Annotated in this window: 20 protein-coding genes; 6 read left to right on the top strand and 14 right to left on the bottom strand. The window is 71.2% G+C overall.

Annotated elements, in window-relative coordinates:
• Positions 1–22: 22 nt before the first annotated feature.
• From ACLJPX_RS03300 to ACLJPX_RS03260, 9 genes are all read right to left on the bottom strand, one after another.
• Positions 23–877 carry a siderophore-interacting protein gene (locus ACLJPX_RS03300; protein ID WP_410598651.1) on the bottom strand — a complete coding sequence of 285 codons (855 nt, stop codon included), beginning with the start codon at positions 875–877 and terminating at the stop codon, positions 23–25.
• Complete coding sequence (locus ACLJPX_RS03295) at positions 874–1,107, bottom strand: phosphopantetheine-binding protein (protein ID WP_101608257.1); 234 nt, start codon at positions 1,105–1,107, stop codon at positions 874–876. Before ACLJPX_RS03295 ends, ACLJPX_RS03300 begins: the two co-directional genes overlap by 4 nt.
• Positions 1,104–1,778 carry an isochorismatase family protein gene (locus tag ACLJPX_RS03290; RefSeq protein WP_101608258.1) on the bottom strand — a complete coding sequence of 225 codons (675 nt, stop codon included), beginning with the start codon at positions 1,776–1,778 and terminating at the stop codon, positions 1,104–1,106. The genes ACLJPX_RS03295 and ACLJPX_RS03290 overlap by 4 nt, the downstream gene beginning before the upstream one ends.
• Complete coding sequence (locus ACLJPX_RS03285) at positions 1,775–3,397, bottom strand: (2,3-dihydroxybenzoyl)adenylate synthase (RefSeq protein ID WP_410598650.1); 1,623 nt, start codon at positions 3,395–3,397, stop codon at positions 1,775–1,777. Before ACLJPX_RS03285 ends, ACLJPX_RS03290 begins: the two co-directional genes overlap by 4 nt.
• Positions 3,394–4,590 carry an isochorismate synthase gene (locus ACLJPX_RS03280; RefSeq protein ID WP_410598649.1) on the bottom strand — a complete coding sequence of 399 codons (1,197 nt, stop codon included), beginning with the start codon at positions 4,588–4,590 and terminating at the stop codon, positions 3,394–3,396. The genes ACLJPX_RS03285 and ACLJPX_RS03280 overlap by 4 nt, the downstream gene beginning before the upstream one ends.
• A 101-nt stretch (positions 4,591–4,691) precedes the next feature.
• Positions 4,692–5,441 (bottom strand): 2,3-dihydro-2,3-dihydroxybenzoate dehydrogenase, encoded by a 750-nt coding sequence (gene dhbA / locus ACLJPX_RS03275; protein WP_101608261.1) that lies wholly within the window; start codon positions 5,439–5,441, stop codon positions 4,692–4,694.
• Between the two features lie 96 nt (positions 5,442–5,537).
• Entirely contained in the window at positions 5,538–5,999 is a 462-nt protein-coding gene (locus tag ACLJPX_RS03270) for a GerMN domain-containing protein (protein ID WP_410598648.1), read from the bottom strand.
• A complete protein-coding gene (locus ACLJPX_RS03265; protein ID WP_410598647.1) occupies positions 5,996–7,402 on the bottom strand; it encodes an ATP-binding protein in 1,407 nt (468 codons plus the stop codon). The genes ACLJPX_RS03270 and ACLJPX_RS03265 overlap by 4 nt, the downstream gene beginning before the upstream one ends.
• Entirely contained in the window at positions 7,399–8,133 is a 735-nt protein-coding gene (locus ACLJPX_RS03260) for a response regulator (RefSeq protein ID WP_410598646.1), read from the bottom strand. Before ACLJPX_RS03260 ends, ACLJPX_RS03265 begins: the two co-directional genes overlap by 4 nt.
• A 154-nt stretch (positions 8,134–8,287) precedes the next feature.
• Between ACLJPX_RS03260 and ACLJPX_RS03255 the strand changes: the two genes are divergently transcribed.
• Positions 8,288–8,794: a M15 family metallopeptidase gene (locus ACLJPX_RS03255; protein ID WP_101608265.1), complete on the top strand. Its 507-nt coding sequence runs from the start codon at positions 8,288–8,290 to the stop codon at positions 8,792–8,794.
• Here the strand turns inward: ACLJPX_RS03255 and ACLJPX_RS03250 are convergent.
• Positions 8,784–9,788 carry a saccharopine dehydrogenase family protein gene (locus tag ACLJPX_RS03250; protein ID WP_410598645.1) on the bottom strand — a complete coding sequence of 335 codons (1,005 nt, stop codon included), beginning with the start codon at positions 9,786–9,788 and terminating at the stop codon, positions 8,784–8,786. The two genes, ACLJPX_RS03255 and ACLJPX_RS03250, sit on opposite strands and share 11 nt — an antisense overlap.
• Before the next feature lie 100 nt (positions 9,789–9,888).
• On the opposite strand from ACLJPX_RS03250, the gene ACLJPX_RS03245 reads away from it, so the two are divergent.
• The gene (locus ACLJPX_RS03245; protein ID WP_410598644.1) at positions 9,889–10,848 is read left to right on the top strand and encodes a helix-turn-helix domain-containing protein; all 960 of its coding nucleotides are present in this window, start codon (positions 9,889–9,891) and stop codon (positions 10,846–10,848) included.
• Here ACLJPX_RS03245 and ACLJPX_RS03240 read toward each other — a convergent pair.
• From ACLJPX_RS03240 to ACLJPX_RS03230, 3 genes are read right to left on the bottom strand one after another with little or no spacing between them, the layout of a single operon-like run.
• On the bottom strand, positions 10,829–11,638 hold the full coding sequence (locus ACLJPX_RS03240) for an SGNH/GDSL hydrolase family protein (protein WP_410598643.1): 810 nt from the start codon (positions 11,636–11,638) through the stop codon (positions 10,829–10,831). The genes ACLJPX_RS03245 and ACLJPX_RS03240 overlap by 20 nt on opposite strands.
• On the bottom strand, positions 11,635–13,056 hold the full coding sequence (locus ACLJPX_RS03235; protein WP_410598642.1) for an acyl-CoA synthetase: 1,422 nt from the start codon (positions 13,054–13,056) through the stop codon (positions 11,635–11,637). Before ACLJPX_RS03235 ends, ACLJPX_RS03240 begins: the two co-directional genes overlap by 4 nt.
• Positions 13,057–13,067: 11 nt before the next feature.
• On the bottom strand, positions 13,068–14,345 hold the full coding sequence (locus ACLJPX_RS03230; RefSeq protein ID WP_410598641.1) for an SLC13 family permease: 1,278 nt from the start codon (positions 14,343–14,345) through the stop codon (positions 13,068–13,070).
• Positions 14,346–14,504: 159 nt separating this feature from the next.
• On the opposite strand from ACLJPX_RS03230, the gene ACLJPX_RS03225 reads away from it, so the two are divergent.
• On the top strand, positions 14,505–15,209 hold the full coding sequence (locus tag ACLJPX_RS03225) for a FadR/GntR family transcriptional regulator (RefSeq protein WP_410598640.1): 705 nt from the start codon (positions 14,505–14,507) through the stop codon (positions 15,207–15,209).
• 19 nt (positions 15,210–15,228) lie between these two features.
• A complete protein-coding gene (locus tag ACLJPX_RS03220; RefSeq protein WP_410598639.1) occupies positions 15,229–15,579 on the top strand; it encodes a hypothetical protein in 351 nt (116 codons plus the stop codon).
• Here the strand turns inward: ACLJPX_RS03220 and ACLJPX_RS03215 are convergent.
• Positions 15,576–16,799 carry an FAD-binding protein gene (locus ACLJPX_RS03215; protein ID WP_410598638.1) on the bottom strand — a complete coding sequence of 408 codons (1,224 nt, stop codon included), beginning with the start codon at positions 16,797–16,799 and terminating at the stop codon, positions 15,576–15,578. The two genes, ACLJPX_RS03220 and ACLJPX_RS03215, sit on opposite strands and share 4 nt — an antisense overlap.
• 71 nt (positions 16,800–16,870) lie before the next feature.
• Between ACLJPX_RS03215 and ACLJPX_RS03210 the strand changes: the two genes are divergently transcribed.
• Both ACLJPX_RS03210 and ACLJPX_RS03205 read left to right on the top strand, forming a co-directional pair.
• Positions 16,871–18,103, top strand: a complete 1,233-nt coding sequence (locus ACLJPX_RS03210; RefSeq protein ID WP_410598637.1) for an SLC13 family permease — start codon at positions 16,871–16,873, stop codon at positions 18,101–18,103.
• Positions 18,104–18,128: 25 nt separating this feature from the next.
• Positions 18,129–18,902: an IclR family transcriptional regulator gene (locus tag ACLJPX_RS03205; protein WP_410598636.1), complete on the top strand. Its 774-nt coding sequence runs from the start codon at positions 18,129–18,131 to the stop codon at positions 18,900–18,902.
• Positions 18,903–18,919: the final 17 nt, after the last annotated feature.

Raw genomic sequence — 18,919 nt, 5'->3', positions numbered from 1 at the left:
TCCTCGGTTTTCTTGGTGGGGATCAGTGGTCGTGCTCGTCGTCGAAGTCCGCGACGCCGCGCTTCCAGTAGCCGGTCACGTCGTGGTCGTCCTTGCCGAGCCCGAGGTCGTTCTTGAGCCAGCGGCGCAGGGGCTTGAGCTGCCCGGCCTCCCCGGCGACCCAGGCGTAGAGCCGTTCACCGGCGGGGACTTCGATCGTCTGCACCGCGCGGGCGAGGACGTCGGAGTCGCCCGCCGCGACGTCACCTCGATGCAGCCAGTGCACCTCGACGTCTTCGGGCGCGGACAGCTCGATCTCCTCGCTCGCGTCGGTGACCTCGATGAACGCCCAGCCCGCGGCGGTGCGGGGCAGTTCTTCGAGCCAGCGCGCGATCGCGGGCAGCGCGGTGATGTCCCCGGCGAGCAGGTAGCGGTCGTAGGTGTGCGGCACGATCAGCCCGCCGGGCGGACCGGCGACGTGCACCGGCGTTCCGGGGGTCACCTTCTCCGCCCATCCGGAACCGAGTCCGCCTTCGTGCAGCGCGACGTCGAGATCGAGTTCGCCGGTGGCCGGGTCGTAGCGGCGGACCGTGTACTCGCGCGACGTCGGCGACGGCTTCGGCCAGCGCAGCATGTCGCCGTCCTGCACCGGCAGCTTCGGCTCGGCGTCGAGCTCCGGGAACAGCAGCTTCACGTGCTCGTCGGGCGAATGGGCCTCGAACCCCGCCGTGCCGGACCCGCCGAGGGTGACACGGAGCAGCCCGGAGCCGATCATCTCGGTGCGGACGACTTCGGCCTGCCGGACGCGGATCGGGTACGGCACCTTCTCCGCCTGCCGACCGGCGCGGACCTCGGCGATGCGTTCGAGGTGCCGGTGGCGGTGGTCGGCGCGGCTCACGCGGCGTTCCCGGTGAGGAGCTTCGTCCAGTGGCCGAGGTTCGGCTGCTCCGCGAGATCGGCGAACTCCAGGTTCTCCGCGCCCTCGGAGCGCCACTGCTCGACCAGGCCCATGATCCGCATCGAGTCGAGGCCGAGGTCGGTGAGATCGGTTTCGGGCTTCAGCTCGGCCACGTCGCAGCCGAGCAGTTCCGCGACGTCCGCGTGGATCTTTCCGGTGGTGAGGCTCATCGGGGTACTCCGGCGTGGATCGGGGCCATCGCGGCGAGCGCGGCGGCGGTGGTGGTCAGGGCGCCGCAGCGCTGAGCGACGTACTCGCAGGCCTGGTCGTGGCGTTCCCGGGAGAAGTCCGCGACCGCGTCGCCGACCAGGAACGGCTGGATGTCACGCATGAAGGCCTCGACGGCGGTGGCCTGGCAGCCGATGTGCGCGTAGACGCCGGTGATCAGCAGCTGGTCCCGGCCGGCTTCGGCGAGCTGTTCGGTGAACGTGCTGCGCTGGAACGCGCTGTAGCGCCACTTCGTCAGCACGATGTCCCCTGGCTGCGGGGCGAGTTCGTCCACGACGTCGGCGGCGGCGGGGTCCTCGTCGATGACCGCGCCGATGCCGTCGCCCCAGAACTCGGTGAGCAGGCCGCGGTCCTCGGCGGCCTGGTGGCCGGGCTGGGCGGTGTAGAACACCGGAACGCCCGCCGCCCGGGCGGCTTCGGTCAGCGCGGCGATGTTCGCGACCATCTCCGGCACCGGGGAGCCCTCGTACGGCGCGAGGAAGTACCGCTGCGCGTCGTGCACCAGCAGCGCGGCGCGGGCGGAGTCGGGTTTCCAGCCGACCCGTCCGGCGGGCAACTCGGCCTCCGTCGGCAACGAGTAGGACCGGATTTCGGGTAGTGACACGACTTTCATCCCTCCTTCGCCAGGGCGGCCAGGGCCGCCCGGAGCTCACGTTTGCTGGTCTTGCCGACGCCGGTCACCGGGAACTCCGGCACGACCTGGACCAGATCGGGCACCTTGAACGCCGCCACCCCGCGCTCGCGCACGAACCGCCGCAGTTCCGCCGCGGCGGGCTCGGCGCCGGCCGCGGGGACGACGTAGGCGCAGGTGCGCTCGCCCAGGTACGGGTCGGGCACCGCGACGACGGCGGCGTCGAGCACGCCGGGGTGGGCCATCAGGTGGTTCTCGACCTCTTCCGCGGCCACCTTCTCGCCGCCGCGGTTGATCTGTTCCTTGGCCCGGCCGACCACTTCGAGGTGTCCCGACGGGTGCTGCCGCACGAGGTCACCGGTGCGGTAGAAACCGTCCTCGGTGAAGGCGGTCTTGTTGTGCTCGGTGGCGCGGTAGTAGCCGCGGATCGTGTACGGCCCGCGGGTCAGCAGCGCGCCGATCTCCCCCGGCGCGACGACATCGTCCGAAGTGGACAGTGGGTCGTCCGGGTTCACCACCCGGATCTCGTCGTCCGGCGAGATCGGCCGCCCCTGCGTGGCGAGGACGTACTCGTCCGGATCATCGAGCCGGGTGTAGCAGACCAGTCCCTCGGCCATGCCGAACACCTGCTGGAGGCGGCAGCCCAGCGCGGGCCCGATCTTCTCGGCCAGTTCGCGGGCGCATTTGGCGCCGCCGACGAGCAGGACGTCCAAAGAGGACAGATCGCGGGTGGTCCTCGCGGCCGCTTGCGCCCACGCGGCGGCCAGCGGCGGCACGAGCCCGGTGATCGTCACGCCTTCGGCCTCGATCAGCCGGAAGGCGGTGTCGGCGTCCGGACGCGGCGCGAACACCGTGGCCGCGCCCGCGTGCAGCGCCCCGAGCAGGCCGGGTGAGCTGAGCGGGAAGTTGTGCGCGGCGGGCAAGGCGGCCAGGTACACGCTTTCCGGGCGCAGGCCGCAGATCCGGGCGCTTTCCCGGACGCTGTAGAGGTAGTCGTCGTGCGTGCGGGGGATCAGTTTGGGCAAACCGGTGCTGCCGCCGGACAGCTGCAGGAACGCGACCCCGGCGGGATCCGGATCCGGCAGCGCTCGCGGCGTGGTCGCTTCGAGCGCGGCGAACTCGTCCGTGCCGACGACGAAGACCTCCCGCACCGAAGGGATTTCTGCCGCGACCGAACGCGCCATGGCGGCGTGGTCGAACCGTTCGTGCTCGCCGACGGTCAGGATCGCCGCGGCTTCGCTCTGTTCGGCGAAGTGCCGCAGTTCGCTGGCCCGGTGCGCGGGCAGCGCGAACACCGGCAACGCTCCCGCCCGCCACAGCCCGAAGACGACGGACGCGAACTCCGGCACGTTCGGCAGCTGCACGACGACCCGGTCGCCCGCCTGGATCCCGGCACCGGCGAACCCCGCCGCGAGACGGTGCGCCCGCTCGTCGAGTTCAGTGAAGGTCCAGCGGGCGGTTTCGCCGATCACGGCGAGACGTTCGGCGTACGCCTCGGCGAGGCTGGTGAGCAGCTTGCCGAAGGTCTGGCCCCGCCAGTGGCCCGAGGCCCGGTAGCGCGCGGCGGTCTCGGGCGGCCAGGGCACGTGGTCGGGGTTCACGCCGCTCCCTCCAGGCCGAGCGCCCGAAGCAGGGTGCCGAACTTCGCGCCGGTCTCGGCGAGTTCGGCCTCCGGGTCCGAGCCCGCCACCACACCCGCTCCGGCGAACAGCCGCACGGTCCGGTCACGGACCTCGGCGCAACGGATGGTGACGACCCATTCGCCGTCACCATCCTGATCGGTCCAGCCGACGAGCCCCGCGTAGTAGCCGCGATCCTCGGGTTCGAGCGCGGCGATGGTGTCGCGGGCGAGGCCGGTCGGGACGCCGCAGACGGCGGGCGTCGGATGCAGGGCTTCGGCCAGCGCGAGCGCGGACGAACCGACGTCGCCCGCGTCGGCGAGCCGTCCGCTGATCCTGGTCGAGAGGTGCCACATCGTGGGAGTGCCGATCACCTCGGGTTCGGCGGGGACGTCGAGGTCGACGCAGAACCGGCCCAGCACCTCGGCCACCTGCGCCGCGACGTGGGCGTGTTCGGCACGATCCTTTTCGGACGCCAGCAGATCGGCGATCCGCCGGGCGTTCTCGGCCTCGTCGGCGACCCGCGGCCGCGATCCGGCCAGCGGGTTGGCCGTCACGATCCGCCCGCGGCGGGAGACCAGCAGTTCCGGGCTCGCGCCGATCAGGGTGCGCGGCGCGGGATCCCCGGGCGCGCTGACGTCGACGGCGAAGGCGTGGGCCGCCGGGTCGGCGTGGACGAGACGGGCCAGCAGCCGCGGCACGGCGATGAGGTCGCCACCGGTGACGTCGAGGCAGCGGGCCAGCACGATCTTGCGCAGGTCACCGTCGCGGATCTCGTCCAGCGCCTTCGCCACGGCGGTGGTGTAGACCTCAGGCGCGGGCCGGGGCGACACCGACCAGTTCCCGCCACCGAGCGGAGCCACCGGCCTGCCCGCTCCCGGCGCGCCGGCCCGGCGCACCACCGCGGGCACCACCAAGCTGCTCGGGGCATCCGGCCGGAAGCCGATCGCTCCCGCCACCACGGGCTCGGTCACGCCCGCCACGAGGGCGGCGTCGAGGACCTCGGCGGCGGCACGGGCACGCCTGCCCGGTGCCGCGTGGACCGGGGAGTACACCCCGTCGGCGAGCAGCGATCCTCGAGCGGACGAGAAGTAGAACGATCCGGGCAGGTACGCCGCCAGCAGATCGGCCGCCTGGTGGACCGGCCTTGGTCGGGCCGGTGCAGGTGAGGACACGACAGGATTCCCTTTCGCAAATACCACTGATCAGGCAGGTAATATTCGGTTAGCCTAACCTAATCACACCACTCCGAGAAGTCTTCGTTGCGTCATCGAGATCACGCCCGGAGCGTGGCGCCGCCGTCGACGTAGAGGTTCTGCATCGTGATGTGCCGCGCTCGATCAGACGCCAGAAACAGGACGGCGTCGGCGATATCGGCGGGTTCGGCTATCCGGCCCAGCGGTATGCCGACGCGGTATTGCTCCGGATTTCCCGCGATGACACGGTCCGCGCCGTTTTCGTCCGTCCACAGTAGACGTTGCATCTCGGTGTCGGTCGAACCGGGCGAGACGATGTTGCAGCGGATGCCGGAACCGGCGAGTTCGAGGCCGAGACAGCGGGTCAGCATCGTCGCGGCGGCCTTCGAAGCGGCGTAGGCGGCCATCCCGGTCCTCGGGACACCCGCGGCGTTCGAGCCGACCGTCACCAGCACCCCGCTCCGGCGGGGCAGCATCCGGCGGGAGATCTCGCGGAGCACGGTGAAGACGCCGGTGGAGTTGACCGCGAAGGTCGCCGCCCAGTCCTCGTCGCTCGTCTCGCAGACGGACCCCGGCTTCAGCACACCCGCGACGGACGCCCCGATCCCGATCGGCCCGAGTTCGCGTTCGACCTCGCCGACCACCCGCGCCACGGCCGCGGGGTCGCCGACGTCCGCGACGAACGAGGTCACCCCGGTCCGGGACGGCCCTTCCGCCAGGTCCACCGCCGCCACGATCGCACCCGCTTCGGCGAGCCCGTCCACGACGGCCGCCCCGATTCCGCGCGCGCCTCCGGTGACGAGCGCGACCTTGCCCTCGATCCCTTCCACGCCACAACCACCCCACGTCCCATTGCTTAGCCTTGCCTAAGCTAGCTGGCGAATCCGGACAAAGCGAGGGAACGACACCGGTGATTCGGGCCACTCCTAACCCGGCAGCGGGCAGGACAGCGGCCCGCGTTGTGTTTCTCCGCCCCGCAAGGTGATCTGCGCGGCTCCGCCGAGCGAGTCCCTGGCGGTGCAAACGATCTGGTCGACGGCCCTCGCCGACAGCCCGGCGACGTCGACCGAAAGGGTCAGCGTCACCCCGTTCGGTCCCGCCGTCTGGTCGAGAACAACGGTGCCCGGCGGGACTTCGCTGGTGTAGCGCTGTTCCCGCTCGCTCTCGTCCGGTCCGGCGGCGAGCAGGTCGACGGGGCTCGCCGGGGGCAGTTCCCCGGCGATCGGGCGCAGCACCCTGGCAGGCTGCCCGCCGGACACGAAGTAGAGCACCGCGCCGTTGGCCGGGCCCACCGGCGCGGGCGCGCCGGGGATCACGCCACTGGGCCGGACGCCGCAACCGGTGACCACCGGCACGATCAGGAGCAGGACGAGCCAGGTCTTCCTCACGCCGTCACCACCTGACGGGGCAGGCGCAGCGTGAACACCGCGCCACCGTCCACGCCGTTCTCGGCGATCAAGGTCCCCTTGTGCAGACGGGCGTTCTCCCAGGCGATCGCGAGGCCGAGCCCGCTCCCGCCGGAACGCGCCCTGGCCGAATCCGCCTTGTAGAACCGGTCGAACACGTGCGGCAGCACCTCCGGCGCGAGCCCCGGCCCACGGTCCGCGACCTCCAGCGTGATCCACTCCCCCGTTCCGGAGAGCCGGAGCGAAACGGGCTTTTCCCCGTGCCGCAACGCGTTCCCGACCAGATTCGCCACGATGACGTCCACCCGCCGCGGATCCAGCCCGGCGAAGATCCCGGCGGGCAGGTCGCCCTCCACTTCGGCGGTCCAGCCGCGGATGCGCAGGCTCGCCGCGACCACTTCGGCGACGTCGACCTCCTCGGGCGCGAGGGCCGCGGCCTTGGCGTCGAACCGGGACACCTCGATGAGGTCGTTCACCAGCCGGGTCAGGTGGTGCGTCTCGTCGATGCTCAGCCGCGCCGCACGGCCGGCGTCGCCTGGCAGTTGTGACGCTTCCTGCTCCAGCACGTCCGCGACCGCGGTCATCGCGGCCAGCGGAGTGCGCAGTTCGTGCGAGACGTCCGCGACGAACCGCCGCGCGTCGGCCTCCATCCGTTCCAGCTCACCGACGTGACGTTCCAGTGCTTCGGCCGTCTCGTTGAACGTGCGCGCGACTCCGGCCAGTTCGTCCGAGCCGCGGACGCTGATCCGCGCCCGCAGGTCACCCGAACCCAGCCGGTGGGCCGCTTCGCCCAGTTCCCGCACCGGCCGCAGGACGCCGCGGGCGGCCAGCAGCGCCAGACCGATGGCGAAGACCAGCGCCGCCCCGCCGATCAGCCAGGCACGGGTGGCGAGTTCGGCGATGCTCTCTTCCTCCGAAGCCATGCTGCGTGCGATGTAGGCCTCGATACCCGAAGCCTGCCGCTTCCCGCCCGGAAGCTCGACGGTGAACCTGGTGCCCACCACCAGCATCGGGACACCCTTGGTGACGACACGTTGCCACGCGACATTTCCCGACCCGACCTCTTCGCGAAGCTCGGGTGAGATCAGCGATCGGAGCTGCTCGTTCCCGCTCGACTGGTCCTCGTACAGGACCAGGGAACTCAGGTCACGGTCGGACAGCTCGCCGCTGATCCGGTCCAGCGTCCCGCCCGCCGGCGGCAGCGGGCCGAGCGGGTACAGCGCGGTGGCCTTGTCGACCAGGACGCGGGCGGTGGCGTCCTGCGCCTGCTGGAGGATCACCGTGCGGGACTGGACATAGGCACCACCGGCGACCGTCGCCGCAGTGATCACGACCAGCAGGCTGAACGCCAGCAACAGCCGGGTACGCAGACCCCAAAGCTTCACAGTGGCCCGAACCGGTAGCCGAACCCGCGGACCGTCTGCACGAACACCGGCGCGGAAGAGTCGTCCTCGATCTTCGCGCGCAGCCGTTGCACACAGGCGTCGACGACCCGGGAGTCACCGAAATAGCCGTGCTCCCACACGTTTTCCAGCAGGTACTGGCGGCTGAGCACCCGGCCGGGCACCTGGGTGAGTTCCAGCAGCAGCCGCAGTTCGGTCGGGGCGAGGGCGACGGGCTTGCCGTCCTTGGTCACCGTCAGCGCGGCACGGTCGACGCCGAGGTCGCCGTGCTGTTCGATCTCGGGCTGCGCGGGCGCGGAGGGCGGCGTCTGCCCGCTGCGGCGCAGGACCGCCCGGATCCGCGCTTCGAGTACCTGCGCCCTGGCGGGTTTGACCACGTAGTCGTCCGCGCCGGCGGCGAGCCCGGCCACCACGTCGATGTCCTCGTTGCGCGCGGTGAGCATGATGATCGGCAGATCACCCGTGGCCCGGATGCGGCGGCAGACCTCGAAGCCGTCCAGTCCCGGCAGCATCAGGTCCAGCACGACGATGTCCGGCGGCCGCGACGCGAGCCGGGCGAGACCTTCCTCTCCGGTGGCCACCGCGTCGACCGCGTGACCCCGTCCGCCCAACGCCATGCTCAACCCCTCACGCACGGCTTGGTCGTCCTCGATGAGCAGCACCCTGGGCATGCCGACGACTATCGCAGCGCCGGACGGAATCCGCTCGTCCATGACACGCCATGGTGCCCGCCCGGCATCCACGGAGCGTCCGCGGAATGTCTTCGTTCTGTCACAGCGTGGTCCGTGCGGAACGGTGACATTTTCGTCGGCGTCCGCGCACGCCGTCGCGATCGGCCTCGGACAAGCGCCGTCGACTGTGGACGGTATGAAGGAATTCGTTCTCGCGGTGATCACCCGCGTCCTCGCGGTCTTGCTGCTGATCCCGGCGTGGCTGCGCTCCCCCGGCCACGCCAAGCGGCTCGCCTGCGGATGGGCGCTGTCGCTGCGGTTCCCCGCCGAAGACCTGGCCGGGCTCACCGGCGGAACCCTCGCCGCGTTCACCGCCGCCAGGACCGAAGCCTTCTGGCGGCACCGGACGCTGCTCGGCCTCACGTCGGGTCACCGCGATGCCGCCGAGCAGCATCGCCTGTTCCTCGACGAGGCCAGGCGGGACGGGAAACGCGTCCTGCCGCCGCAGGATTCGGCGCACGTCCGGGGTACCGCGCTGGACGTCCGGCCGCGTGAAGGCGCGCAGTGGCTGGAAGACCACGGCGCCCGCTTCGCGCTCTACCGGATCTACGACAACGAGTGGTGGCATTTCGAGCACCGGCCCGGGGAAGCCCCGCCCGCCCGGCTGCCGTATCCCGGCTGGCAGGTGGGAGTCACGCGGTGACGGTCACCCGGGGAGCCAGCGCCACCAGGAAGTCCGCCGCGTCGAAGACCTCTCCCGCCGAGACGACGCCGGTCGCCTTGGTCCGCCCGTCGAGCACTCGCTGCACCGCCTCCACCACCAGCGGCGCGGTGATCGCGTAGATGTCCTGGCCCTGGGCGACGATCCGCCGTTCCGCATCACCGGACCGCACGACGACGTCGACCACGAACGTCTGCGCGGACGGGCCGTCCGTCCCGGGCGCCGGGGTCTCGGGCGTCACCACCTCACTGGCCGCGTTCACCGTCATGTACGTGGTCACTTCGGGAATGGCGAGGTGGCTCGGGACGGTGACGACGTCGGCCATCGTGAACTCGCCGAGCACGGCGCGAGTCCCGAGCGGCGCAGGAAAATCCCAGTCCAGGGCCGGCAGCGCGTCGTCACGGTGTTCGATCCGGCCGCCGGAGAAGCGGAGCCGCCGACCGTTGCGGCGCTCCCGCGAGACCTTGCCCGCCGCGCGGGTCCCCTCCGTCGGATGCCAGCTGCTCAGCGCGTAGGCGATGTGCGCTTCGTCGGCCGACGTCCAGTCGCCCATCGCGGCGGTGACCAGAAGGTCGCCGAGCCCGCCGAAGAACGCCATCGCCGGGATCACCGTCGCCCCCTCGGCCCGGTCGCCGAACTTCGCGAACGTGTCGATGTTCGCTTCGATCTCCGCGGCCACGTCCAGGTACGGGATGCCCGCCCGCAGCGCCGCTTCGATCACCGGAGCGGCGGTGTCGGCGAACGGCCCGGCGGCGTTGATCACCGCGTCCGCACCCTCGAAGGCGCGGTCGAGCGAGGCCGGGTCGTAGACCGAAGCCTGCCGGATTTCCAGGTCCGGCCAAGGAAGGCCGCGCAGCTTCGCTTCGTCGCGGCCGACCGCCAGCACCCCGATGCCCCGCTCGCGCAGCTCCGCCACCACGAACCGGCCGGTGTGCCCGTAGGCCCCGAACACCGCGACGTCATACCCCGTACCCATGGGTTTCTCCTGCCCTCGGCTGATCCACTGTGGACCATCCTGCCGACGGGAACCGCCCGTCGACAGTGTCCGGAACGCCATCATGCGTACACTTTCGGACATGAGCACGGTCGCCCTCGCCGCCACCGACGGCATGCTGCAGTTCGAGCTCGCCATCGCCCAGGAGGTCTTCGGTTCGGGCCTGCCGGGCTACGACGGCTCCTGGTACGAACTCACCGTCTGCGGTCCGGCTCCGGTGAAGGTCGGCCGGTTCCTCCTCGAACCGGATCACGGCCTCGACAGGCTCGTGAGCGCCGACACCGTCATCGTCCCCGGTTGGGCCGACATCGACGTCGACCCGCCCGCCGACCTCGTCGATGCCGTCCGAGCCGCCCACGAAGCGGGCGCACGGGTGGCGTCCCTCTGCACCGGTGCCTTCGTCCTGGCGGCCGCCGGTCTTCTCGACGGCCGCCGCGCGACGACGCACTGGGCGCACACCGACGTCCTCGCCGCCCGCCATCCGCTGGTGGAGGTCGATCCGGACGTCCTCTACGTCGACAACGGCAGCGTGCTCACCTCGGCGGGCAAGGCCGCGGCGATGGACCTGTGCCTGCATCTGGTCCGCTCCGACCACGGCTCGGCGGTCGCGAACACCGTCGCCCGCCGCCTGGTCGTCCCGCCGCACCGCGCGGGCGGACAGGCCCAGTTCGTCACCGCCCCGGTTCCCGAGCAGGACGACCATCCGCTCGGCGGCCTGCTGCCCTGGGTGACCGAACGACTGGACCGGCCGCTGACCGTCGAAGATCTCGCCCGGCACGCCAACATGAGTTCCCGCAACCTCGCGCGGCACTTCCGGTCGGCGACCGGGACGACCCCGTTGCGCTGGCTGCTGATCCAGCGCATCCGCCGCGCGCAGGAACTTCTGGAGCGGACCGACGACAGCGTCGACCTCATCGCGGAGGCCACCGGGATGGGCACCGCCACGACACTCCGACGGCATTTCAACCGGACCGTCGGAGTGCCGCCGGACAGCTACCGCCGCACCTTCCGGGCTCAGGCGGCTAGCGGAGCCGTGCGGTGATCAGGTCCGCGACGGCCGCCATCCCGGCCTCGTTCGGGTGATAGGGAACGCGTCCCGGTGCGGTCGCGTACCGCTCCATCCAGGGAGTCGCGGCGCAGCCGTCATGGTGCGCGCTTGCGGCGGCCGCCGGGATCAGGGTGGCCCGCTCGGTGCGCGCCGCCCGCCGGGTCGCCGCCGCGAGCCTGTCCGCGACCTCGCGTTCGAAGGCCAGTTGTGCCGGGGTGAGCGGCACTCCGTCGCAGGCGGGAGGGGTGCGCGGCACGATCGTCAGGTAGTCGACGACCAGCACCCGCGCTCGCGGCGCGCGCTGGCGGACCGCGGCGACGACGGCGCCGATCTTCTCGTGCACCGTGGCGAGCGCCGCGCGGACGGCGTCCTGGTCGACCTGGCCGCAGTTCGCGCCGCCGGTGTTCTGGCAGGCGTAGGTGAACAGGCTGCCGACGTAGCCGACGTCGTTGCCGCCGATGGTGACCGTCACGAGCCGGGTGTCCGGCGTGACGGCCTCGATCTGCGGCGGCTGACCGGCCTGCCCGGCGGTGAGGACGTTCGCGGTGGTCGCGCCGCTGCAGGTGACGTCGGTGAGGGCGAATCCGCGCTCCTCGGCCACGAGACTCGCGTAGTTCTTCGTCGACCGTCCGCACGTCGCCGGCGTCCCCGGCCGCTGCGGCGGGATTCCCGGCCCCGCCGCGAAAGAACTGCCCATCGCGACATAGCGGGCGGTGCCTGCGGCTTGGGCGGGTGGAGCGATCAGGAGGGCGAGCGCGACCGCGGCGAGTATCCCCTTCATCATTCCGAACCCCTTATCTCGCGTTTGAGGACCTTGCCCATCTCGTTGCGCGGCAAGGCTTCCAGGTAACGGACCACCCGCGGCCGTTTGTGCGGCGAGAGCAGACCGGCGACGTGGTCGGCGAGTTCGCCCGCCGTCGGCCTGACCCCGTCGGGGACGATCCAGGCGACGATGCGCTCGCCGAGGTCCTCGTCCGGTTCCCCGGTGACGGCCGCCTCGGCCACCCCGGGATGCTCCAGCAACGCGTTCTCGATCTCCCCCGCGCCGATCTTGTAACCGCCGCTCTTGATCAGGTCGGTGGCACGGCGGCCCACGATCCGCACGTAGCCGTCCGGATCGCGCACCGCCATGTCACCGGTACGGAACCATCCGTCGTGCAGCGCGGCTTCGGTGGCCTCCGGCCGGTTCAGATAGCCGAGGAACAGGTTGGGGCCGCGGACCTCGATCTCCCCCACCGTGTCACCGTAGAGCGGTTCTCCGGAATCGTCGACGAGACGCAGTTCGACGCCGGGCACCGGCGGGCCGACCGAACCGGGCCGGCGATCTCCCGTGGCGTGGACGCCGCAGTTCATCAGCGTCTCGGTCATGCCGTAGCGCTCGGCCACACGCTGCCCGGTCGCGGCGGCGATCCGCTCGTGATCGGTCGCGGGCAGGGCCGCGGAACCCGAAACGAGCAGCCGCGCCGCGCCCACTCCCGCGGCCAGCGCGGGATCGGCTTCGCAATCGGCCGCCAGCCGGTGGTACATGGTCGGGACACCGAAGAGCATCGTGCCCGGACCGGCGAGTTCCTTCGCGGCCGCTTCACTGCTGAACCGGCCGAGATGATGCAGTGAGCCACCCCGCCGCAGCGGGCCGACCACGCCCAGGATCAGGCCGTGCACATGGAAGAGCGGGAGGGCGTGCACGAGGACGTCGGCGTCGGTCCAGCCCCAGATCCCGGCGAGCGCGTCGAGATTCGACGCCACCGCCCGTCGCGGGAGCAGGACTCCCTTCGGCGGCCCGGTGGTCCCCGAGGTGTAGATGACGAACGCGGGCGTCTCCGGATCCGGCTCGTCGCCTTGCCAGGGCGTCCCCGAAGCGTCCAGCTCGATCGGAAGCCGAGGCAGCGCCCCGAGTTCCGCGGGCAGCACGGCGTCCGGCGAGGCCAGCACCAGATCGGGCGTGCTGTCGGCGACGATATGCGCCAGTTCGCGCGATCCGGCCTTCGGGTTGATCGGCACCACCGGCACCCCGGCGGTCAGCGCGGCGACGATCGCGACGCAGGTCCGCAGCGTCGGTGTCGCCCACACCGCGACCCGTTCGCGACCGGCCAGCCCGGCGGCGAGCGATCCCGAGACGGCCGCGAGTTCGCCGTAGGTCAGGGATTCCGCACCGAACCGCAGGGCGACGCGATCGTTCCCGGCGAGCAGTCCTGACAGCATGGATCTCCTCCTCAGCCCCAGTTGGGCACGACGAACACGAGCCAGGCGATCAGCGGCACGACGGCCACCACGAGCGCCCCGTAGACCAGCAACTGTTTGAAGAACTTGTCCCGGTCGACGTCCTTGGCGTTGGCGAGGACGAGCGCGCCGTTGGTGGAGAACGGGCTGACGTCCACCATCGTCGCCGAGACCGCGAGCGCGGCGATCAGGCCGACCGGCCCGATCGTGCCCTGGGCCAGGAACGGCACGGCGAGCGGGATGAGCGCGCCCATCAGCCCGACCGAGGACGCGAACGCGGAGACGACGCCGCCGATGTAGCAGAGCAGAAGCGCGGCGAGCAGCGGGATCCCCACGGTGGTGACCGCGTTGCCCACGTAGTCGATGGTGCCGATCTCCTTCAGCACGGCCACATAGGTCAGCACGCCGCAGATCAAAAGTACGGTCGGCCAGGTGATCTCGGAGACGGCGGAACGGCTGGTCTTGGGCCACACGACGCTCAGCAGGACGGCGACGGTGATGGCGGTCAGGCCCGGATCGAGGTCGAACACGAGGGTGCCGACCACGAGCGCGATCAGCCCGGTCAGCGTGACGATCTTGGGGCCGTCCAAGGGAATCCGCTGCTCGTGCGGCAACGGTTCCTCGTCGGTCTCCGTCGCCGCGCCGCCCGCCGTCACGACCTGGCGGCGCCGCAGTCTGGTCCCGCCGAGCACGACGAAGAGGACGGCCGCGATGGCGAGGTTCATGCGCAGGCTAGCGAAGAACAGCACCACGGGGCTGCCCGCGAGGTTGTTGCGTTCGACGATCCCGTTGACGATCGAGCCGTAGACGCTGATCGGCGAAAACCCGCCGCCCTGCGCGCCGTGCACCACCATCGCGCCCATGAGCAGCGGGCTGATCCGGTAGCGGGCGGCGAAACCGAGGGCGATCGGCGCGACGATCGCACAGGCCGCCGGGCTGACCGCGCCGATCGCGGTCAGCGCGCCGGTGACCACGAACATCACCCACGGGATGAGCGCGATGCGGCCGCCGACGAGCCGGACGGCGGCGGCCACCAGCCAGTCGGTGGTGCCGTTGGCCCGCGCGATGGCGAACAGGTAGGTGACCCCCACCAGCACCACGAAGATGTCGCCGGGGAAACCGGCGAAGATGCCGTCGGTGTCCAGCCCGCCGGCGAGGGTGCCGACGAGGAACGCGCCGGCGAAGGCGAGCGCCCCCATGTTGATCGAGCGGGTCGTGGCGAGGGTGAAGATCACCACGAGGACGAGGATCGAGATCAGCTGGGCGGACATGACCGTCCTCCTTGACGGCGGGAGCCCTGGCGGCGGCCAAAAGAACCGGCGGCTCAGTGGACTAGTGGCTCAGCCACTTTCCCTGTGACGTCGACCACCTGTCAACCCACGAGTGGTAAATTGGCTGAGCCACTTGTCCAGTGCGAGCGAGGGGGGCCAGTGCCGGAGGCGTTGAGCCGGTTGAACCGGGCGAAGCTCTACGAGCAGGTCGTCGAGCGGATCAAGGCGCACGTCGAGGAATCCGGCCTGAACGCGGGCGACAAGCTCCCGAGTGAACGCGACCTCGCCGAGCGGCTCGGCGTCAGCCGCGCGTCGGTCAAACAGGCCATCGTCGTCCTGGAGGTGCAGGGGCTCCTCGAGTCCCGCCACGGCGGGGGCACCTACCTGCGCAACGACCTTCTGGACGTCGAGCCGGTCGACGTCCTCGTCGCCCGGCGCAGCAGGCTTCCGGAGGTACTCGAAGCCCGCGAGGCGATGGAGACCAAGCTCGCGGAACTGGCCGCGCTGCGGCGGACCGACGCGGACCTCGCCGCCATCGACGCCGCGCTGGCCTTCATGGCGACCGAGATCGACGAGGGCGGGCACGGTGCCGAAGGCGATCGCCGGTTCCACGAAGCGATCACCGCCGCCGCGAACAACGGCCTCCTGGCCGAGTTCATGCGCTCGATCGACGCGCAGATCGCGGAAAGCCGCACCGAGTCCCTGCGTCAGCCCGGCAGGCCGTCGCGATCGCTCGGCCAGCACCGGAAGATCGCCGACGCCATCCGCGACGGCGATCCGAAGGCGGCCGCGAGCGCGATGCGCCGGCACGTCCAGACGGTCAGCAAGGTCCGGTTGCTGTCCTGGGACCCCCAGAGCGATTAGCTCCCCTAGGCTCGGTCTCGTGCCTCTCGTGGAAATCACCTACTCGCCCCATCTTCCCGAAGCCAAGCTGCATGAGCTGGGTTCGGTTCTGCCGCATCTCGTGTCCCTCGCGGTGGAGTGCCCCGAGGAGCCCTACGACGGCGATCTGCAACCGGGCGACGTCGAACTGCGCTTCCGTCGACCGGGACCGTTCGACCGCTTCGGGCTCGACCTCCTGGTCGAGGTCCGGTCCAAGTGGTTCCCCAGCCGGGCGGACAACCGCCAGGAACGGGTGGACCTGCTCCGCACGAGCATCGAATCCGCGACCGGGATCGACGACGTCGGCGTGTACCTCTCCCTGCCCGTCGCCGCCTGGTCCCAGTCGGACTAGCGCTCCCCGAACACGTTCCGCCGGACGAACGGCGTCCGGAACTTGCCGTCCGGGTCGAGTTCGACGGCCAGCGCCCGGAAATCGGCCAGCTTCGGGTAGTCCGCCGCCTGATGGAAGAGCTTCCCCCAGTGCGGCCGGACCCCGAAGGGCGCCAGGCGTTCCTCCATCACCGGGAGCAGGGCGCGAACCGCGTCCTCGTCCGGCTGCCAGGTGAAGTGCAGTGCCACCCGGTCGCCTCCGTGGAACGGGCTGAGCCACAGGTCGTCTCCCGCGACCGTGCGGATCTCCGAGGTGAGCAGGACGGGCGCCAGCCGGTGCCCGATCCCGCGCATCGCCTCCATCGCGGCGACGGCGTGCCGGACGGGCACGAAGTACTCGGTCTGCAGCTCGTTACCGACGCTGGGCGTGAAGTCCAGGCGGAAATGCGGGATCCGTTCGTGCCACGGCCCCGCCACCCCGAGTTGCCGCGTGCAGTTGTCCGCCCGGATGCCGGCCGCGTGCGCCGGATGCCGCGGCCCGTCCGCCGCCTTCGCGCCGAAGAAGTCGGCGCCCGGCCGTCCCGGACCCTTGACCCAGACCTGGTCGATCTCGTCGCGGGCCCAGTTCGTGAACAGGCTGACGCTGTACCCCGCGTCCTGGATCTCTTCGAAATGCTCGTAGGCCGACTCCCAGGGCAGACCGTCGAAGACGTCCTGGCGGAGGTCGAAGGACGGCACCAGGTCGAGGGTCAGCCGCGTCACCACGCCCAGCGCGCCGAGCCCGACGACCACGCCGTCGTGCCCTTGGTAGGTCCGCAGGTCGCCGTTCGCGGTGACCAGCTCCAAACCGGACACTGCCGACGCGAGGCTCTGGTTACGCCGTCCGGATCCATGGGTCGCCGTCGCGACGGTGCCCGCCACCGTGCAATGAGGCAGCGAGGCGAGGTTGGCCAGCGCGAATCCGGCCGCGTGCACCTGAACGGCGATGTCGCCATAGCGCGCCGCGGCGGGCACCGAGATCGTCGCGGACTGCGCGTCGAGTACTACCGCGGTGTCGAGCGCGGACAGGTCGAGCTGGATGCCGCCCGGACAGTCCGCAAGGTCGTTGAAGCAGTGCCTGCTGCCGAGCGCCTTGATCGCTGTCGCTCCGGCGACCGCGTCCTGGACCTGTTCGACCGTGCGCGGACGAAGGATCCGTTCCGCGGTGAAGGTCAGATTTCCCGCCCAGTTCGTCTCGCGCACCCTGCCCAGCCTAGATTGCCGAAGTCGGCTTCACACCGAGGAGGTTCGCACTGACAGGCATTCCCGGCGAGATGGTGTCCATCGCGCTCCTGCTGGTCGTCCTGGCCTTCGCGGTGATCCGGCCACGCGGTCTGCCGGAGGCCGTCGCCGCCGTTCCCGCCGCCGTGATCGTGCTGGCGGTCGGGGCGATCTCGGTTCCCGACGCCCTCGACGAGGTGGCCAGACTCGCCCCCGTCGTCGGTTTCCTCGCCGCGGTGCTCGTTCTGGCCCGCTTGTGCGACGACGAAGGGCTGTTCCAAGCGGCCGGGACGCTCATGGCCCGGTTCAGCAGGGGAAAGCCGCGGCGGCTGCTGCCCGCGGTGTTCGTCGTGGCCGCGGCCGTCACCGTCGTGCTCAGTCTCGACGCCACCGTCGTCCTGCTGACCCCGGTCGTGTTCGCCACCGCCGCGAGGATGGGCGCGCGGGCCAAACCGCACGCCTACGCCTGCACGCATCTGGCGAACTCGGCTTCGTTGCTGCTGCCGGTGTCCAATCTGACCAATCTGCTCGCCGTCGCCGCGACCGGTATCTCGTTCCTCCGGTTCACCGCGCTGATGACCTTGCCCTGGCTCGCGGCGGTACTCACCGAGTACCTGGTGTTCCGCCGGTTCTTCGCCGCCGACCTCGCAGCGAAGCCCCGCGGCGGACAAGCGGTCCCAGCCGGGAAGGTCCCCACGTTCGTTCTGGTCGTCCTCGGCCTCACACTGGCCGGGTTCGTGGTCACGTCGCTGCTGGATCTCAGCCCCGCTTGGGCCGCGTTCGCCGGTGCCGCCGTCCTGGCCTGCCGCGCCCTCGCGCAGCGGCGGACCTCCCCCGCCGCGATCGTGCGCTCGGCGAGCATCCCCTTCCTCGCGTTCGTGCTCACACTGGCGATCGTGGTCCGCGCCGTCGTCGACAACGGACTGGACGAGGCGCTCAGCCACCTCGTGCCGACGTCCAGCACCTTCCTCGGGCTGCTCGGCGCCGCCGCGGTGGCGGCCGTGCTCGCCAACCTGATCAACAACCTGCCCGCGGTACTCGTACTGCTGCCGCTCGCCGCCGTGGGCGGGACGCCGGTGGTGCTGGCCGTGCTGATCGGGGTCAACCTCGGGCCGAACCTCACCTACGTCGGCTCGCTGGCCACGCTGTTGTGGCGGCGGATCCTGCACCGGCACGACACCCGGGCCGAGCTGGGCGAGTTCACCCGGCTCGGGCTGCTCACCGTCCCGGCGTCCATCGTGCTCGCCGTCGCCGGGCTGTGGGTCGGGCTGGCTCTCCTGCCCTGATTCCGCTCAGTGAGAGAATGACCGGATGCCTGGGAATCTCTCCACGCCGGGAGCCAGTGTCACCTCGCGGGCGTTCGCGCTGCTCGGCGCCTTCGACGTCGACCACCGGGAGCTGTCCCTGACCGAACTCGCGAACCGCGCCGGTCTGCCGCTGCCCACCGCGCACCGGATCGCCCGCGAACTCGTGAGCCTGGACGCGCTGGAACGGCGCGAGGATCGCTACGCCATCGGCAGGCGGCTGTGGGATCTCGGCCTGCTCGCCCCCGTCCAGTTCGAACTGCGGCAGGTCGCGGCCCCTTTCCTCCAGGATCTCTACGGCGCGACCGGTGCCACCGTGCATCTCGGCGAGCGGGACGGCGGCCAGGTGCTCTACCTCGACCGGCTGTCCGGGAACGCGTCGGTGCCGGTGGTCAGCCGGATCGGCGGGCGGCTGCCGCTGCACGCCACCGGGGTCGGGAAGGTCCTGCTGGCCTGGGCCCCGGAGGACGTCCAGCGGCAGGTGCTCGCCTCACTGACCCGCATCACGCCGTACACCATCACGCAGCCCGGGCGGCTGCGCGAGCAGTTGCGGCGCATCCGCCGCGAGGGCTACGCGCAGACCGTCGAGGAGATGAGCCAGGGTGCCTGCTCGGTCGCCGTCCCGATCCGGCCGTCCACCGGCGGCGACGTCGTCGCGGCGCTCGGCCTGGTCATCCCGGATCTGAGCCGCGGCCGGGCACGGCTGGTCTCCGCGCTCCAGGTGGCGGCCGCCGGCATCGGCCGGAGCCTGCGAGTTTCACTGAGCGGAAGCGAACGCTAGGAGTTCGTCGGCCACGC

Origin of the sequence: Amycolatopsis sp. lyj-90 (genome assembly GCF_046549035.1) — a bacterium.
Lineage (GTDB): Bacteria > Actinomycetota > Actinomycetes > Mycobacteriales > Pseudonocardiaceae > Amycolatopsis.
Note: the sequence above shows the minus strand (reverse complement) of the source record. Positions and strands in the feature narration are given on the sequence as shown.

Coding starts and splice junctions, on each gene's coding strand:
- ACLJPX_RS03295 (WP_101608257.1), bottom strand. CDS start 1,107: ATGAGCCTCACCACCGGAAAGATCCACGCGGACGTCGCGGAACTGCTC.
- ACLJPX_RS03290 (WP_101608258.1), bottom strand. CDS start 1,778: ATGAAAGTCGTGTCACTACCCGAAATCCGGTCCTACTCGTTGCCGACG.
- ACLJPX_RS03260 (WP_410598646.1), bottom strand. CDS start 8,133: ATGGACGAGCGGATTCCGTCCGGCGCTGCGATAGTCGTCGGCATGCCC.
- ACLJPX_RS03255 (WP_101608265.1), top strand. CDS start 8,288: ATGAAGGAATTCGTTCTCGCGGTGATCACCCGCGTCCTCGCGGTCTTG.
- ACLJPX_RS03250 (WP_410598645.1), bottom strand. CDS start 9,788: ATGGGTACGGGGTATGACGTCGCGGTGTTCGGGGCCTACGGGCACACC.
- ACLJPX_RS03245 (WP_410598644.1), top strand. CDS start 9,889: ATGAGCACGGTCGCCCTCGCCGCCACCGACGGCATGCTGCAGTTCGAG.
- ACLJPX_RS03240 (WP_410598643.1), bottom strand. CDS start 11,638: ATGATGAAGGGGATACTCGCCGCGGTCGCGCTCGCCCTCCTGATCGCT.
- ACLJPX_RS03235 (WP_410598642.1), bottom strand. CDS start 13,056: ATGCTGTCAGGACTGCTCGCCGGGAACGATCGCGTCGCCCTGCGGTTC.
- ACLJPX_RS03230 (WP_410598641.1), bottom strand. CDS start 14,345: ATGTCCGCCCAGCTGATCTCGATCCTCGTCCTCGTGGTGATCTTCACC.
- ACLJPX_RS03210 (WP_410598637.1), top strand. CDS start 16,871: ATGGTGTCCATCGCGCTCCTGCTGGTCGTCCTGGCCTTCGCGGTGATC.
- ACLJPX_RS03205 (WP_410598636.1), top strand. CDS start 18,129: ATGCCTGGGAATCTCTCCACGCCGGGAGCCAGTGTCACCTCGCGGGCG.